Genomic DNA, 14,870 nt, shown 5'->3' on the forward strand with positions numbered 1-14,870 from the left:
TAAAACGGGTTTTTGCCATCAAGGTGTCATTGGGGGCTGGGCTGCATTCGCAAATGTGGGTATGGTAGAGGCACGTCACTCCCCCTCATCGAGAGATCATCATGAGCCTGAAGTTCAAGAAACCCGCTTTTATCACGCTCGGCCTCATCGCCCTGCTCTCCGCACTCTGGCTCGATTTCTATCTGCCGGAACACACCATCGCCACCATCACCGGGGTGGAGGTGAAGCGCACCGACAAGGATGGCCCCATCAGCCAGAAGAACCCGGCTGACGGCCCCACCACCGACGTCTATTACATCTACACCGAGCGCCCCGGCGAGAAGATCCGGGTGTTTCGCAATGAAGACACCGAATGGGGCTGGCCCTTCTACTTCAAATTCAACGCCGCCGACGTCCAGGCCAAGGCCAAGTCCATGGAGTTCGAAAAACGCCTGGCCATCATCACCTCCTACGGCTGGCGCGTGAACATGTTCTCCATGTTCCCCAACGTCACCAAGATCGCGAGCACCGAGCCCGATGCCTCCACCTGGAGCTTCTTCCGCTGGTTCTGGTTCGGTGTCTGGGCCCTGGTGATGGGCAAGGCGGCCATCGCCACCTGGCGCTACTTCGATCGCCTCGAGGACGAGATATGAACGAGCCGAGCAAGACCCGCACCAGCTTCTATCGCCGGCTCTACGTGGCTCACCTCATCAGTCAGGGCACGGACACCGTGCCCGCCATCATGGAGGCGACCGGCATGCCGCGCCGCACCGCCCAGGACACCCTCAGCGCCCTGGCGGAGCTCGACATCCAGTGCGCCTTCGAGCAGACCGAGGGGGCTCGCCATCTGCAGGGGCACTACCGCATCAGCGACTGGGGGCCCATCAATCCGGCCTGGATTGCTGCGCAGCTTCCCGTCATCAGGCAGACCCTGGGGTATCCCTGACACCCCGGACCCGGGTCTGCTCCCATAGAGAAGGGGCCAGCCTTGCGGCTGGCCCCTTTCTTGTCTGGCCTGATATCCCGTTGCCCTCCCCCGGACTCACTCCCCTTCGCCGAAAGACTCTTCCGGCAGCGGCTCCGCCGACTCACCCCGGGTGCAGTCGATGATGGAGCGCTTGGGATTGTTGGGGTCGCGCAGCAACAGGGGGGCCATCCCCTCGTCATGCAACCTCTCGTCGGAAAATTCGCTGCCATAGGCGTTGTGGGTCAGCCTGCGGGCATTGGCGATGGGGGTATCCACGAAGAGGGCATGTACCTCGAAGGTGGAGGCCGGCACCAGGAAGCCGACGATGGGCAGGCCGTGCAGCTCCTGATGGACCTTGTACCAGGCAAAGCCCTCGCTCACCTTGTCAGGGGTATACATGGCGAGCTGCGGATTGGCCGGGCGCCCGGTCTCGATGTCGAGATGAAGGGTGTCCAGCTCGCAGGTCGCCAGCCCCTGCCACATCTTCTCGAACGGGGTCGCGCAACCCGTCAGTTGCATGCATGTCAGCAGCGCCAACGTCCCTTTCCACATTCCCAACCCCTTATCCGATGTCCAGGATGTCAACCAAATGAGCGCAGTCGCTGCACCAGCAACTCGATGAAACCGACCCTGTCGAGCCCCAGCAGCACCAGGGCATTGGCCGGTTTGCCGGTCAGGTCGTAGCGATCCACCACCGTCATCCCCAGGGTATGGGTCCCGCCGGTTTCGATATCGACCCGGCACTCCACCCCGTGAAACAGGGAGGGCGCCAGCAGCCAGGCGATGGTACAGGGGTCATGGAGCGGCGCGCCAGCAAATCCCCACTTGGGATCCCGATGATAGATCATGAAGAAGTCGAGCAGCTGTGCCACGCACTGCGCCACCGGGTTGGGAATGGCGCGTACCCGCTCGATATCCTCGTCCATCACCTGGGCCTCGTGGGTCACGTCCAGCCCGCACATGGTGATGGGCAGCCCCGACTTGAAGACCATATCGGCCGCTTCGGGATCCACATAAATATTGAATTCCGCCGCGGGGGTCCAGTTGCCCGCACCGGCGGCGCCCCCCATCAGTACGATGCGGGCGATCTTCTGCTTGAGCTCGGGGTGGGCCGCCAGCAAGAGGGCAATGTTGGTGAGCGGCCCAGTCGGCACCAAGGTGACCGGCTCCGGGCTCTCGCGCAGACATCTGGCCATCAGTTCAAGGGCGCTCATCGCCCGGGGAGCAAAGGCGGGATCCGGCAGCTCTGGGCCGTCCAGCCCCGATTCGCCGTGGACGTTGTCGGCGATGATGAGCTCACGGGCCAGGGGCTTGGCAGCCCCCGCCGCCACCGGGATGTCGTCGCGGCCGAGCAGGGTCAGGATGCGCAGGGCATTGTTGAGGGTCTTGTCCGGGGTCTGGTTGCCCGCGCTGGTGGTGACCGCCAGCACCTTCAGCTCGGGGCTCGCCAGCGCCAGAATGAGGGCGATGGCATCATCGTGGCCGGGATCGCAATCGAGAATAACGGGCAACGCCATGGACAGACTCCTTACAACATGACAGGGAGCCATACCTTAGCAAGAGATGGCCAGATGAACTCAGGAGGGAGTCACAAAACGCCTCAACCAACGAGATCAAGTACTTGGCGACAGGCCTTGGGAGTGGACATCCAGATTCGCCGCGCCGCCATCGTTCGGGTATGATCCCTCTCCCTTCATCGTCCGGTTGCCCCATGTCCGCCATCATCGACACCTTTGTTGCCCCGCCCTGCGCCGCCACCATCGAGATCCTGTTTGAGGATGCGCATCTGCTGCTCATCAACAAGCCGAGCGGCCTGCTGAGCCTCTCGGGCAAGAACCCGCAGAACCTCGATTCGGTCCATTACCGGCTGGTACAGGATTACCCCGGCTGCACCCTGGTGCACCGCCTCGACTTTGGCACCTCGGGCGTCATGGTGGTGGCCAGAAACAAGAGCATCAACGCCCTGCTCTGCCACCAGTTCAGCCAGCGCACCGTGAGCAAGGCTTACGAGGCACTGCTCTGCGGCCATCTGGCGGCGGATGAGGGCGTCATCGACGCATCCATCGCCAAGGATCCGGCGCTGTTCCCGCTGATGAGCATCTGCGCCGCCAGCGGCAAACCCGCCCGCTCACGCTATCGGGTAATGGAGCGGCTCACCCTGGAGGGGGCAGGCCAGCCGGTGCCATTGACCCGGGTCAGGCTGGTACCGGAAACCGGGCGCACCCACCAGCTGCGCATCCACAGCCAGTGGCTGGGCCATCCCATCCTGGGATGCGATCTCTATGGCGGCCTGCTCCCGCCCGGCTGCGAACGGGCCCCCAGACTGATGCTGCACGCCAGTGAACTCGGTTTTGTGCACCCGGTGAGCGGCGAAGCGGTACAGATCCGCTGTGAAGCGCCCTTTGCGCAGGCACTGGCGGCCATGACGGGGCAACAGGGGTAACGAAGAAGGGGGAAAGCAGGGCCAGGAAGGCAAAAAAGGCAAACGGCGGATAAAGATAGGGGCCGCGCTTTCGCAACGGCCCCCACCCCCCACTCGGTGTGGTGCTATCAGATCAGCTTGCGGGCGGCGCCCAGCACGATCTTGATGACATCAGATTCGGTTTTCGCCATGGTTTCGGCGTTCGGGATTTCCTGCTGGGTACGGTTCACGATGACACCGGCCACCATGCCCGCACGCAGGCCCTGGCTGGTACACATGGTCAGCAGGGTTGCGGACTCCATCTCGTAGTTCAGCACGCCCATGGCTTGCCACTCTTTCATGGAACCCTGGAAACGTTGTACCACGCGGCCGGATACGGTGTCGTAACGCTCCTGACCCGGGTAGAAGGTGTCAGAAGAAGCAGTGACGCCCACATGCAGCTTGGAGCCCAGCTCCTTGGCGGTGTTCACCAGGGCGGTGGTGCAGTCAAAGTCGGCCACTGCCGGGAACTCCATCGGCGCGAAGTGCAGGCTGGCACCGTCGAGGCGCACGGAGCCGGTGGTGACGATCACGTCGCCCACGTTCAGGTGCGGCTGGATGGCGCCGGTGGTGCCGATGCGCAGGAAGGTACGGATACCCAGCTGGGCCAGCTCTTCCACCGCGATGGAGGTGGACGGGCCACCGATACCGGTGGAGCAGATGATCACGGCCTTGCCGTCCATCTCGCCGCGCCAGGTGGTGAATTCACGATGGCTGGCCAGGTGCACCGGGTTGTCCAACAGCTCTGCGATGCGCTTCACGCGCTCGGGGTCACCGGGGACGATCGCCAGGGTGGCGCCTTGCAGATCCGCTTTTTTCAAACCCAAGTGAAATACATCAGACATAGTGGACTCCTGGTTGCGCCCCGCCGCATGGCAGCCGAGTGCAGTTAAGGTGATTCTTTACGGTACTTTCAAGCCGGTGTCCCCTCATCCGGGGAGGCGCCAACTATGGTCGAAAGCGCTTTCCAATTCCTTGATGCGCCTCACATTTCTGCGCTTCAAAGCTGACAAAAATGGCGCGAAACGTTTGCTAAGATGATGAATTTCTTGAAAAACGTTTTTACGTTCCTTTTGCACTCCCATCCCTTGTCAAGCCTTGAGCGACCGTCCATTTAAAGAGCGCGATCGAGTCCACAAAGTTGCAAACGAGATACCATTGACCCCTTCTCATCCCCTCCGACGCTGTTATGTTGGCGCCCGCATACCACTTAATGGCTAATCATACGGAGTCCATCATGGCGACATTCAAGTTCTACATTCCCGCAATCAACCTGATGGGGGCGGGCTGCCTGCAGGAGGCGGCAGCGGATATCCAGGGACATGGCTATCGCAAGGCGCTCATCGTCACCGACAAGATCCTGGGCCAGATTGGCGTGGTGGGCCGGCTTGCCGCCCTCCTGGCCGAGCACGGCATCGGTGCCGTGGTGTTCGACGAGACCAGACCCAATCCCACCGTGGCCAACGTCGAGGCGGGTCTTGCGATGATCCGGGCCCACGGCTGCGACTGCGTCATTTCGCTCGGCGGCGGCTCACCCCACGACTGCGCCAAGGGCATCGCCCTGGTGGCCGCCAATGGGGGCAGCATCAAGGATTACGAGGGGGTGGATCGCTCCGCCAAGCCGCAGTTGCCGCTCATCGCCATCAATACCACGGCCGGCACCGCCTCCGAGATGACCCGTTTTTGCATCATTACCGACGAATCCCGTCAGGTGAAAATGGCCATCATCGACAAGCACGTCACGCCGCTGATGTCGGTCAACGACCCGGAACTGATGCTGGCCAAGCCCGCCGGCCTCACCGCCGCCACCGGCATGGATGCCCTGACCCACGCCATCGAGGCCTATGTCTCCACCGCCGCCACCCCGGTCACCGATGCCAGCGCCGTGATGGCCATCGCACTGATTGCCGAACACCTTCGCACCGCCGTGCATCAGGGGGAGGATCTCCATGCCCGTGAGCAGATGGCCTATGCCCAGTTCCTGGCCGGCATGGCCTTCAACAACGCAAGCCTGGGCTATGTGCACGCCATGGCTCACCAGCTCGGCGGCTTCTACGACCTGCCCCACGGGGTGTGCAATGCGGTGCTGCTGCCCCATGTCCAGGCCTACAACGCCCGGGTGTGCGCCGGTCGGCTCAAGGATGTGGCCCGTCATATGGGGGTGGATGTAAGCGCCATGAGCGATGAGCAGGGTGCGGCGGCAGCCATTGACGCCATCCGGCAACTGGCTCGCGACGTCAAGATCCCCGCCGGTCTGGAGCAGCTCGGGGTCAGGGCCGACGACCTAGACGTGCTGGCCACCAATGCGCTCAAGGATGCCTGTGGTCTCACCAACCCCAGGCAGGCGACTCACGCGGAGATCGTCGCCATCTTCCGCGCCGCCATGTAAGGGGGCAAGATCTGCCAGGGCCGCCACGCGGCCCTTTTTATTGGCTGATGGATCAATGGCTTTTTACTTCCGCACGGGGAGTGGGTATGATTTGCCGAGCTAAAAAGACTGTATGGATGATCTGAACCCGATATGCGGATGAAACACCTGATTGCCGCGGCCCTGACCGCCCTCACCCTGTCCGGTTGCAGCCTGGTCTATCGCATCGATATTCCCCAGGGCAACTATGTGGAACAAAAGCAGGTCGACAAGCTGCGCCAAGGCATGACCCGCGAACAGGTCGAGTTCGTGCTGGGTTCTCCCATGTTGCGCGACAGCTTTGACCCCAACACCTGGTACTACCTCTATGAGTTCCAGCCCGGTCGGGGCGACAAGGAGCGCAAGGAGCTGACCCTCAACTTCGTGGGTGACAGACTGGCCACCGTGACCGGTGATTTCCCTCTCCCTGCCGCCTTCACCACACCGCTCTAGATGACACCACAAAACCGGCTTCTGCCGGTTTTGTTCTCTCTGGCCCCGGTGATGTCTCCGGGCCACACTCTGGATGCCTCATTGCCCCGAGGAGATCATCATGAGTCGATTCCTGATTGCCGGCGCCACCGGTCTGATTGGCAAAGCCTTGCTGCGCGAGCTGGGGACGGAGCACGACCTCCTCCTGCTCTGCCGCAAACCGGGCGACCCCGCTCCGGGACGCACCTGGCTGCCCACCTCGTTCGACGCGCTGGACAGATTGACGTTGCCCTCCCCTGTGGATATTGCCTTCTGCTGCCTTGGCACAACCCGCAAGGATGCCGGCTCGGCCGAGGCATTTCGCCGGGTCGATCTCGACTATGTGCTGGCCTTTGCCGCACTCGCCCGTCGCCACGGCTGCCGCCGCCTGCTGGTGGTCTCCAGTCTGGGCGCCAACCCGGGTTCCCCTGCCCTCTATCCCCGCACCAAGGGCGAGATGGAGCAGGCCCTGCTGGCCCAGGAGTGGCAGCGGCTTGTCATCCTGCGCCCGGCCATGCTGCTCGGCCATCGCGAACCTGCGCGCCGTTCGGAACAGATCATCCAGGCCATCTATCCGCTGGTAAAGCCCCTGCTGCGCGGGTCGCTGCGCCGCTGGCGTGCCATCGAGGCCAGTCAGGTGGCGCACGCCATGGCGCGCCTTGCCATCCAGGAGAGCGGGATAGAGACGGTGGAAAACGAGCGCCTGCTCACCCTGTGATGCCCCGTGTCGGGCGAGACGATCACAAAGGGGCGCCACGGCGCCCCTTTGTCACAACCCATCACCCGTCAGGTGCCGGCATCGTCTCGCTTGCGGTGCACATCGGGCCGCCCGCCGGTGACCACATCGGCACGCCCCTCTTCCTTGGCTTTTTCCGCACGCTTCTTGCGCATCTCCTTGGGGTCGGCGATGAGAGGGCGGTAGATCTCGATGCGATCCCCCTCCTGCACCGGCTCTGCGCCCTTAACCGGACGGCTGTAGATACCGAACTTGTTGACCGACAGGTCGATCTCCGGGTGCTTTTGCAGGATGCCGGATTGTTCGATGGCCGCCAGCACGCTGGTCTCGGGCGCGACCCGGATGCACAGCACCGTCTGCCGCTCGGGCAGGGCATAGGCCACTTCGATATTGAGGAGCTCAGACACCGTAAACCACCTTGGCACGATTGGAGAAGGCAAGCACCATGGAGCTCACCAGCTCGCGGAAGATCTGGCCAAAGGCCAGCTCAATGAGCTTGGAGGTGAACTCGAAGTCGAGATCGAACTCCACCTTGCAGGCATCCACGTCCAGGGGTGTGAAGGTCCACCATCCCGCCAGCTTGCTGAAAGGCCCCTCCACCAGCTCCATCTTGATGGTGCGATTGGCATCGAGCTGGTTGCGCGTGGTAAAGGTCTTGGCGATACCTGCCTTGGCCACATCGACCGAGGCCATCATGTAGTCTTCACCCGACTCATGAACACGGCTGCCGACACAGCCGGGCAGGAACTCAGGATAGGCATCAACATCATTGACCAGCCGGAACATCTGTTCCGCGCTGAACATCACCAGGGCACTGCGAGTAATACGGGGCATGGGTTTTCCTCATCCAATCGGCCCGATTTTATCACCTTGTCAGCCAAAATCACCGCCGAAACTGTTCGCGGGTCACCAAGCAGGGCAATCGCACACTTTCCGGACAGTGTGGTCCGCTCTCGCCCCGCCCTTCCCTCAAAATCGTCATCGAACTGCTCACAAAGCCGCCACTCGGAGCGCTGTGCGTTTTACAGCCGCCGCCACCCACGTATAATGCGCCTTCCTAAACATTGCCTAAGGCCCCCGTCATGAGCAAAAAAAACAGTAAAAACAAAGCCGGGTCCAGCACCATTGCACTCAACAGAACCGCCCGTCACGAGTACTTCATCGAAGAGCGCGTGGAAGCCGGCCTGTCCCTGCAAGGGTGGGAAGTGAAGTCCCTGCGGGCGGGCAAGGCCAACATCAGCGAAGCCTATGTCATCTTCATGCAGGGGGAAGCCTTCCTGTTCGGCTCCAGCTTCCTGCCGCTGAACGCCGCCTCCAGCCACGTGGTATGCGATCCGACCCGCACCCGCAAATTGCTGCTCAGTCGCCGTGAACTCGACAAGCTCGAGAGCCTGACCGCTCGTCAGGGCTACACCATAGTGCCGCTGGCCCTCTACTGGAAAGCGTGCTGGGTCAAGGTCGAGATCGGCCTGGTGAAGGGCAAGAAAGAACACGACAAACGTGAAGATACCAAGGCCCGGGAATGGGATCGGGAAAAAGCCCGCATCATGAAAAACAAACACCGCGGTTGATCGTGCGCCGCCGGCCCCCATGCGGCGACCAATAAACCAGCAATCGACCGGCCAAGGCCGGTCGATTGCCATCAACGCCTTGCCATGACAGGATTTTTGCGTACAATCCCTTTTGACAACTTGGGGCTGATTCTGGATTCGACAAGATTCACGAAACCCAAGGTGCATGCCGAGGTGCGGTAGGCCTCGTTAATAAACCGCAAAAAAATAGTCGCAAACGACGAAAACTACGCACTCGCAGCTTAATAACCTGCGCTGAGCCCTTCTCCCCTAGCTTGCCTGTGTCCTAGGGAAATGGAAGGTCATCCTTCACAGGATCGTGTGGAAGTCCTGCTCGGGGCGGAAGCATTAAAACCAATCGAGCTAGTCAATGCGTGGCGTGTCTCTCCGCAGCGTGTTGGCGAATGTAAAGAGTGACTAAGCATGTAGTACCGAGGATGTAGTAATTTTGGACGGGGGTTCAAATCCCCCCAGCTCCACCAATTTAACTAGGACACTGACAGGACAAACCCAGAAAAAACAGCCACTTAGCAAAAACATAGCGACAGTGACTAGACCAAAACTGGAACCGAAATGATCCAATGGTGATCCAAGAGCAAGAAAGCCTGCAGAAATGCAGGCTTTTTTCTTTTCTGCCATCCAGGCATAGAAAAGCCCGCTCAATGGCGGGCCAATCCGAATCCTTCCGCATCACGCTGACACGGTGGCTTCATCGCGTAGTTTTTCCAGAATTGTAGCCCGCCGCCGAAAATGAAAAAGACTTGCGGGGAAAATGAAAAGCTACCGGCCCGGTAGTTTATCAAACTTGGTGACACCGGAATCACTGAGTTTGATAACCCCGTTAAACCGGCATTAAACCTCTATCTCATAGGTCGGTAAATCCGGCGCCTCTCCTGCCAGCTCCCCTCCCCTGTAAAACGCCTTCTTGCCGATGGCTACACCAGTACCACGTACTGTGACTGTCCCGCCAGCCAACGTATTGAGAGTGGTCGCCGTGGTACCTACTGCGGTCACGGTACCAACCAGCAAGGGATCAGCGCCCGGTACCAGCTCAAGGAATCGCTTAAACAGGTTCATATAAATCGCTCCACACTCAGTTGCTGGCGCACCGTCATGGCCCGGTTCTGCAACGCAGCAGAGACCCTGACGCCCCGGTTGTAACCCTTCCAACCATCCACGGCGAGCAATGCGCCCGGCAGGATCAGCCCAGTATCAGCAGACAACGGCAGCTCGATGGTCTGGGTACGCTTGGGCATGGTCTTGGCCAGCCCCACCACACCCTGGGCACGGGCTGCCGTCACATCACATACCAGCGGGTGGGTAATGGTCGGCGCTTGTTGCTCGCCAGCCGTTCCCTGGCGCACCACCCGCGCACTGATGCCCTGATGGCCACCGCTGACCCAGATCCCGTTGGCGGCATGACCCGGCTGGAAGTCACTGCCCAGGGTGGTAATGATGGCGCGGGGGATCGCCACATCGGCCTCTGCAGTATCGAGCTGCCACGGCACGGTGGGATAGCGCGGCTTGATGACCAGATGACGGTTGCGTTGGTGTGGCAGCACAAAGCCACCGGCCGCCTCGGCCAGGTACCTGACCACCTCGATCGGGGTCTGGTTATCCAGGCTAAAGAACCCGGCAGGCACCAACCAGTCAGCCGCTTGCCAATCCAACGTCCAGCCCACCGGCAATACGGCCGCAGCCAGCTGGGCCATGGTCGCAGCGGCCCCCTCACTCACCGCCTGCGCCAATACATGGGTCGGTGACAGGTAAGCAGTACGAGAGCGGCCGGTCAGCGTTGCCGACTCGCGGCCAAAGCTCTGGCTCGATTGCCAGCCATCACACACGCAGTCCCATTGCTGACCGTTGATATGGATACTGACCTCTTCCTCATCGGTCAACGCAGCCGCCGCGATACGGGGGATTTGAGCGCTGAACTGCCACGCCCAGGAGTCGGTATCGAGTTCGATGCTCACCGCTGTGGCCGGGATATCGAGCCCATCGCGTACCCGCACGATCTTCGCTGTATTGCTCACCAGATAAACCCTCCGGGTTGGAATGACGATTGCCGCATCACTGCCCTGCCAGACAAACTCCAGCTCTGCCGTGTCGCGCTTGCGCCCGAACGCCAGCCGCAGCACCCGCTTATCGGGGCGGATGGGTGGCTTGGGTGGTTCTGGTGGCGGCGTCTTGCCCTTGGGTGGCCACATGGCCTCGTCCCAGCCATCACGCCAACCCTCAATCAGCGGCTGGCCGTGGTGCCAGGCTTGGGCGGCCACCCCTTTACCGATGGGGATACCCTCTTGCCACTGGTCAGCCTGCCAAACCTTGTCAAAGCGCGGCGGGTTGGTGAACCCGACCAGGCGCCAGCTGACGACCGGCGCCGCCTCAACCCATAGGGACTGATTCGCCACATGGCCAGCGGCCAGGCTGTCATAGCCCTGGCGGTTCTGCTGGCTGACCGGCAGCCCCTCGGCAAAGCGCTGTTGATTGGCCATGAACGTCTGGGGCATCTGCTCGCCCAGCTCAGCCACCTGCTGCTGATGCACGGCAGCCTGTTGCCACAGGGAGCGGCTGGTTGCCCGCTCGGTGCCAGCCTTCTTCCATTCGCTACTGAGGGCCTGGGAATGGCTATCCGCCCGCTCCCAGGCATCCCCCATTGCACTGGCAGGGCCCCGGAATACGTTCTGGTCATACTCCCCGGCGATCACCGGCACCGGGGCGCGGGATGTGCTGGTCATGGTGCATACAATGACGAACGCGCCGACCAGCTCCCCACGGCTATGGGTGTGGCTGGCAAGCACTGCATCAAACACCACAGAGCCGCCCAGCATCGCGCTGGAACGATGCGGGGCGCCAGCCAATACCGATGCCAGCACAAGCCCATGTGATGCGCTCAGGCGCGGCGGCATGGTGGTACCGTTAAGGATACCGACCAGCCGCACCACCTCAGACTGATTCAGCTCCAGCTGGCCGGTGCCGTTCCTGGCCTTGCGTAGTTCTAAGCTCGCATCCTTTCTGGCCTGCTCTGCCGACATGACGAGCCCCCGGTTACGGTTCAGTGATGGTGGCGGTATTGATGCGGATCAGCGCACCGGCAAAAAACTCCGCTGCGGGCAGCTCCAGATCGGCGCCGCTGCCCGGCACCCCTACATCGAGATCCGCCACAAAGGCCCCATCCCGGTCAACAATGCGCCCCCAGGTGGGGGCGCCGCTGGCGGTAGCCATCTGCTCGGCCAGTGGTTTCAAGGTCAGCACCCCACCAGAGATCGTCTTGGCGCAGGGGTGGCTGAACGTGAGCACCACTAGAGCAAGCTGGTCAGTCGTGGCCGCCCCCGGTGCCGGTTTGGTGCCGGTGTAGATGGTCAGCTTGGCACTGGCCCCGCTGCCTGTATCAATGGCCGTGGCCAATAGCTGAGCGCGACTGGTGCGCACCCCTTCGGCATAGGAGATCATGGTTATTTCCTCTTGAGCGGGGCCAGCATGGGGAACGGCGCAGGCGCCACACCCTCGCCAGGCGTGTAGGGTTTCGGGGCCTGATAGTCGGCGGCCACCGCGTTGTAGTCGGCAGGGCCATATGCCGGGTCATCCTGGGCAACCACCATATAACGGCGATTCAGCCACAGCAGATCGAACCGATAGACCCCATCCGCTGCGCGGCTGTAGGTCTCGCCAACCAGCTCGCCATCTTGGGTAAAGCAGAGCACCCGGCGCCGTACCCCCATACCGCTGATGGTCACCGTGCTTTCAATAAACCCCTGCTCCACGTTGCGCACCCCATCGCGGATCCAGAAGTAATCCCGCCCCTTGCAGATCACTCGCTGGCTCATCTGCTGGATACTCAACGGGCCAGGATAAAATGGCGGTTTCCCTTGCCACGCCACATTTTGCGGCAGGAACTGGGCGCGGGCCTCCTGGTTGGCCACGGTAACGGTCATCGGGGTGGTGAACAGCACATAGGTAAACTCGACCTGGAGCGGGACAAATTCAGTCCCTATCCTGTCCAGTTGGTCGCCCGGTTGCAGCTCTATCCATATCTTGTATTGCGATGAGGCAATGAATTGCGTTGAGCGGGTAAACACCTTGGTCTGGTAGTAGCCAAACACCTGCCCATTGATAGCGGCCAAGCCGAGATAGGGTGCATCAGCTGGCCCTTGAGTGGTCACCCCACCGACCGTCAGCACCGCCATACCATTGAGGTAGGCCAGTTTGGCAACCACAGCGCCAGCCGCATCGAACAGCACCCCTGTCTGACCAGGCAAAATTCCCCTGGCCAAGACGTAGGATGGTGCAGTGCCAGAAGCGACCAACCCGACCCCGGATTGATGCTCAATAGCCGCACCGACTGGCAATACCAAATCCGGCTGCAACGCGGTGTACTGCTCTGCCGTCATCGCCGCAAAGTCCCCATTAAACCCAGGTGGCCCGCCTGCAATGCGCAAATAGGTTTCAGCACGGCAACCGTTGCCACCTGTATAGGTCTCGTAGGAGCGCATATTGCTAAAGCGCAGGGTCGTTACCACCGCCATATTGCAGGTCAGGGTAAATGACTGGTTGCGATGCTGACCGCCATCATCGGTATAAATCAGGCTGGTTGGGGTAAAGGTCAGCTCACCATAAGTGCGCGGGTATGCGTCTCGCTGGGTGGCTTTGGTCAGGCTGGCAAGGCTTGGGCCGTACCATAGCCCGCTGCGATAGGTGCCATCTGTGCGGGTGCGAAGGGCGGCGACCACATTGCCCGCCGCATCCAGAAACTCCAGATCCATATCGCACAGGTCGTTAGTCCAGCAGGCGTTGGATGCCCCAATCTTCAACCGATACCCAATGGGCTTGAACGGGATAGACCCACCCCACACGCCGGTATCAGCAGCACCGCTCTTGTTATAGGCATAACGGAACAACCCGATATCGGCGGTATCGCCAAACCAGTCGGCCCATTCCGCTCCGCTGGTCGCGGTTACATCAAGCGCGGCATCGTAGGTAATGGTCTGGGCGGCCGATAACATCAGCCACCCTTTTGACGGCAGGAAAGTCGCCATGACTTACCTCCATGGGCCGGTCAGGTCAAAGCCCATCAGGCAGGTCTGCCCAGCGGTATAGTTATCTTCCTGAAACCCCACCCTGACAAACCGCAACAACTTGCCAGGCATGGCAGGCAGGTCTTTGAAGTTCTTCCTGTCCCATGCCCCTATGGTGGCAAACGGGCACACCAAACCGGGCAAGTACCCACGCAGGTGGTTGCCACTCTCGATCACCATGGTGGGATCCTGGGTCACATAGAAACCGTTGTCCGGGCCGTTGGGGATGTTCAAACCGTTACCGAATCGGCCAAACAGCCCTTTAATAAACCAGTTGGTGGCTCCGAATAGCTGGTGATATGGCCGGGCAATTATCCGGTGGCTAGCGTTGTCAAAATTGGGATACAGGTTGCCCCAAACCGCCCAACTAGATGAACCCTGTTGCCAGTTACGCCCCTGCTCATTGGCATTGGTAGTCGGATAGATGTTAATCACGGCATGATAGCGGTCGCCTGGCCGAACAGTTCTGATATAGCCAAAGCTATACATAAACTGGTAGTTACCTGCCGCATAAGCTGGCATGAAGTAAAACAGCTGGCTATCGCCCACCAGATCCCAACGCCGGTTGGAAAAGCGCCCGGTACAAGGCCAGCGCCACTCCCCAATATTGGTGTAACTGTTGATATCCACCACATCCTCAACCATCGCCACCTTGGCCAGATAGTTGAAATAGTTTGGCCCCATCCACCCCGTAAACGCCGAATTGTCGATGCGCAGGCTGACATTCCCCGACTCACTGACGTTGGTGGGCCGCACGATAAAGATCTTCCCGTCACCGCTCTCATGGGTGATCGTCCAGCCCAGCGGCGCCACCTTCATGGTCATGGCCGCGCCGGAACCCGCAGCGCCGGGGTTGCCGCCATCCAGCTCAAACCAGACCTGAGTAGCGGTGACCTGCATCACCCTATGCTCGCCGTTGTAGGCGGCAGGGGATACCCCCTCGACCTGAACAACTGAGTCTTGCAGATAGGCATGCCCCCCAGTAAAGGTGGCCACCGCCCACCCCTTGGCAGTATCGAAAGCCAGCGAGTTGATGGTCAGGGTGCCAAAGCCGGTGACCAGCACCGCCTTAAGTAGCGCCGCCAGAGCGCCCTCTGCGGTATCGCCCAGGCTCGGGGCGCCCTGCATCTCGCTTGCAAACCATTTGACCTTGTATTCAGCCATCACTTTTCTCTCCACGGGCAAGGCGCAACGCCTCACCGG

17 protein-coding genes and 1 other RNA gene are annotated in these 14,870 nt (G+C 61.0%); 8 read left to right on the forward strand and 10 right to left on the reverse strand.

What is annotated here, in order from left to right; translation table 11 throughout:
• Positions 1 to 101 precede the first annotated feature (101 nt).
• Both C2U30_RS06675 and C2U30_RS06680 read left to right on the forward strand, forming a co-directional pair.
• The gene (locus tag C2U30_RS06675) at positions 102 to 632 is read left to right on the forward strand and encodes a DUF1523 family protein (RefSeq protein ID WP_039039880.1); all 531 of its coding nucleotides are present in this window, start codon (positions 102 to 104) and stop codon (positions 630 to 632) included.
• Entirely contained in the window at positions 629 to 925 is a 297-nt protein-coding gene (locus C2U30_RS06680; RefSeq protein WP_103243464.1) for a winged helix-turn-helix domain-containing protein, read from the forward strand. Before C2U30_RS06675 ends, C2U30_RS06680 begins: the two co-directional genes overlap by 4 nt.
• A gap of 96 nt (positions 926 to 1,021) precedes the next feature.
• Here the strand turns inward: C2U30_RS06680 and C2U30_RS06685 are convergent, their stop codons facing one another.
• Positions 1,022 to 1,498 carry a hypothetical protein gene (locus C2U30_RS06685; protein WP_029314217.1) on the reverse strand — a complete coding sequence of 159 codons (477 nt, stop codon included), beginning with the start codon at positions 1,496 to 1,498 and terminating at the stop codon, positions 1,022 to 1,024.
• Positions 1,499 to 1,527: 29 nt separating this feature from the next.
• Positions 1,528 to 2,463, reverse strand: a complete 936-nt coding sequence (rihA, locus tag C2U30_RS06690) for a pyrimidine-specific ribonucleoside hydrolase RihA (protein ID WP_010674039.1) — start codon at positions 2,461 to 2,463, stop codon at positions 1,528 to 1,530.
• A 161-nt stretch (positions 2,464 to 2,624) separates the two neighbouring features.
• On the opposite strand from rihA, the gene C2U30_RS06695 reads away from it, so the two are divergent.
• Positions 2,625 to 3,389, forward strand: a complete 765-nt coding sequence (locus C2U30_RS06695; RefSeq protein ID WP_199767352.1) for an RluA family pseudouridine synthase — start codon at positions 2,625 to 2,627, stop codon at positions 3,387 to 3,389.
• A gap of 107 nt (positions 3,390 to 3,496) precedes the next feature.
• On the opposite strand, the gene udp is transcribed toward C2U30_RS06695, so the two are convergent.
• On the reverse strand, positions 3,497 to 4,252 hold the full coding sequence (gene udp / locus C2U30_RS06700; RefSeq protein ID WP_103243465.1) for a uridine phosphorylase: 756 nt from the start codon (positions 4,250 to 4,252) through the stop codon (positions 3,497 to 3,499).
• Between the two features lie 392 nt (positions 4,253 to 4,644).
• Here udp and yiaY point away from each other — a divergent pair, with 392 nt between their 5' ends.
• The 3 genes from yiaY (at position 4,645) to C2U30_RS06715 (ending at position 7,003) form a co-directional block, all read left to right on the forward strand.
• Positions 4,645 to 5,796: an L-threonine dehydrogenase gene (yiaY, locus tag C2U30_RS06705; protein WP_041212682.1), complete on the forward strand. Its 1,152-nt coding sequence runs from the start codon at positions 4,645 to 4,647 to the stop codon at positions 5,794 to 5,796.
• A 132-nt stretch (positions 5,797 to 5,928) separates the two neighbouring features.
• Entirely contained in the window at positions 5,929 to 6,267 is a 339-nt protein-coding gene (locus C2U30_RS06710; RefSeq protein WP_029314185.1) for an outer membrane protein assembly factor BamE, read from the forward strand.
• Positions 6,268 to 6,367: 100 nt separating this feature from the next.
• Entirely contained in the window at positions 6,368 to 7,003 is a 636-nt protein-coding gene (locus C2U30_RS06715) for an NAD-dependent epimerase/dehydratase family protein (protein ID WP_041212681.1), read from the forward strand.
• Between the two features lie 68 nt (positions 7,004 to 7,071).
• On the opposite strand, the gene C2U30_RS06720 is transcribed toward C2U30_RS06715, so the two are convergent.
• Positions 7,072 to 7,428, reverse strand: a complete 357-nt coding sequence (locus tag C2U30_RS06720; RefSeq protein WP_102948158.1) for an RnfH family protein — start codon at positions 7,426 to 7,428, stop codon at positions 7,072 to 7,074.
• Positions 7,421 to 7,855, reverse strand: a complete 435-nt coding sequence (locus C2U30_RS06725; RefSeq protein WP_010673974.1) for an SRPBCC family protein — start codon at positions 7,853 to 7,855, stop codon at positions 7,421 to 7,423. The genes C2U30_RS06720 and C2U30_RS06725 overlap by 8 nt, the downstream gene beginning before the upstream one ends.
• Positions 7,856 to 8,103: 248 nt before the next feature.
• On the opposite strand from C2U30_RS06725, the gene smpB reads away from it, so the two are divergent.
• A complete protein-coding gene (gene smpB, locus C2U30_RS06730) occupies positions 8,104 to 8,592 on the forward strand; it encodes an SsrA-binding protein SmpB (RefSeq protein WP_010673973.1) in 489 nt (162 codons plus the stop codon).
• Positions 8,593 to 8,714: 122 nt separating this feature from the next.
• Positions 8,715 to 9,074: a transfer-messenger RNA gene (gene ssrA / locus C2U30_RS06735) on the forward strand.
• A gap of 370 nt (positions 9,075 to 9,444) precedes the next feature.
• Here the strand turns inward: ssrA and C2U30_RS06740 are convergent.
• The 5 genes from C2U30_RS06740 to C2U30_RS06760 are packed head-to-tail and all read right to left on the reverse strand — an operon-like array spanning position 9,445 to position 14,831.
• Positions 9,445 to 9,669 carry a hypothetical protein gene (locus C2U30_RS06740; RefSeq protein ID WP_103243466.1) on the reverse strand — a complete coding sequence of 75 codons (225 nt, stop codon included), beginning with the start codon at positions 9,667 to 9,669 and terminating at the stop codon, positions 9,445 to 9,447.
• Positions 9,666 to 11,627 carry a hypothetical protein gene (locus C2U30_RS06745; protein WP_103243467.1) on the reverse strand — a complete coding sequence of 654 codons (1,962 nt, stop codon included), beginning with the start codon at positions 11,625 to 11,627 and terminating at the stop codon, positions 9,666 to 9,668. The genes C2U30_RS06740 and C2U30_RS06745 overlap by 4 nt, the downstream gene beginning before the upstream one ends.
• Positions 11,628 to 11,640: 13 nt before the next feature.
• Complete coding sequence (locus C2U30_RS06750) at positions 11,641 to 12,045, reverse strand: hypothetical protein (protein ID WP_103243468.1); 405 nt, start codon at positions 12,043 to 12,045, stop codon at positions 11,641 to 11,643.
• A gap of 2 nt (positions 12,046 to 12,047) precedes the next feature.
• Complete coding sequence (locus C2U30_RS06755; protein ID WP_103243469.1) at positions 12,048 to 13,628, reverse strand: hypothetical protein; 1,581 nt, start codon at positions 13,626 to 13,628, stop codon at positions 12,048 to 12,050.
• A 3-nt stretch (positions 13,629 to 13,631) separates the two neighbouring features.
• Entirely contained in the window at positions 13,632 to 14,831 is a 1,200-nt protein-coding gene (locus C2U30_RS06760) for a hypothetical protein (protein ID WP_103243470.1), read from the reverse strand.
• Between the last annotated feature and the right edge of the window lie 39 nt (positions 14,832 to 14,870).

The sequence above is a fragment of the Aeromonas sp. ASNIH5 genome, assembly GCF_002902865.1.
Taxonomy (GTDB): domain Bacteria; phylum Pseudomonadota; class Gammaproteobacteria; order Enterobacterales; family Aeromonadaceae; genus Aeromonas; species Aeromonas caviae.

Bases quoted from the DNA above. Each gene is read 5' to 3' on its own strand.
- C2U30_RS06675 (WP_039039880.1), top strand. From the start codon at position 102: ATGAGCCTGAAGTTCAAGAAACCCGCTTTTATCACGCTCGGCCTCATC.
- C2U30_RS06680 (WP_103243464.1), top strand. From the start codon at position 629: ATGAACGAGCCGAGCAAGACCCGCACCAGCTTCTATCGCCGGCTCTAC.
- C2U30_RS06685 (WP_029314217.1), bottom strand. From the start codon at position 1,498: ATGTGGAAAGGGACGTTGGCGCTGCTGACATGCATGCAACTGACGGGT.
- rihA (WP_010674039.1), bottom strand. From the start codon at position 2,463: ATGGCGTTGCCCGTTATTCTCGATTGCGATCCCGGCCACGATGATGCC.
- C2U30_RS06695 (WP_199767352.1), top strand. From the start codon at position 2,625: ATGATCCCTCTCCCTTCATCGTCCGGTTGCCCCATGTCCGCCATCATC.
- udp (WP_103243465.1), bottom strand. From the start codon at position 4,252: ATGTCTGATGTATTTCACTTGGGTTTGAAAAAAGCGGATCTGCAAGGC.
- yiaY (WP_041212682.1), top strand. From the start codon at position 4,645: ATGGCGACATTCAAGTTCTACATTCCCGCAATCAACCTGATGGGGGCG.
- C2U30_RS06710 (WP_029314185.1), top strand. From the start codon at position 5,929: ATGCGGATGAAACACCTGATTGCCGCGGCCCTGACCGCCCTCACCCTG.
- C2U30_RS06715 (WP_041212681.1), top strand. From the start codon at position 6,368: ATGAGTCGATTCCTGATTGCCGGCGCCACCGGTCTGATTGGCAAAGCC.
- C2U30_RS06725 (WP_010673974.1), bottom strand. From the start codon at position 7,855: ATGCCCCGTATTACTCGCAGTGCCCTGGTGATGTTCAGCGCGGAACAG.
- smpB (WP_010673973.1), top strand. From the start codon at position 8,104: ATGAGCAAAAAAAACAGTAAAAACAAAGCCGGGTCCAGCACCATTGCA.
- C2U30_RS06740 (WP_103243466.1), bottom strand. From the start codon at position 9,669: ATGAACCTGTTTAAGCGATTCCTTGAGCTGGTACCGGGCGCTGATCCC.
- C2U30_RS06745 (WP_103243467.1), bottom strand. From the start codon at position 11,627: ATGTCGGCAGAGCAGGCCAGAAAGGATGCGAGCTTAGAACTACGCAAG.
- C2U30_RS06750 (WP_103243468.1), bottom strand. From the start codon at position 12,045: ATGATCTCCTATGCCGAAGGGGTGCGCACCAGTCGCGCTCAGCTATTG.
- C2U30_RS06755 (WP_103243469.1), bottom strand. From the start codon at position 13,628: ATGGCGACTTTCCTGCCGTCAAAAGGGTGGCTGATGTTATCGGCCGCC.
- C2U30_RS06760 (WP_103243470.1), bottom strand. From the start codon at position 14,831: ATGGCTGAATACAAGGTCAAATGGTTTGCAAGCGAGATGCAGGGCGCC.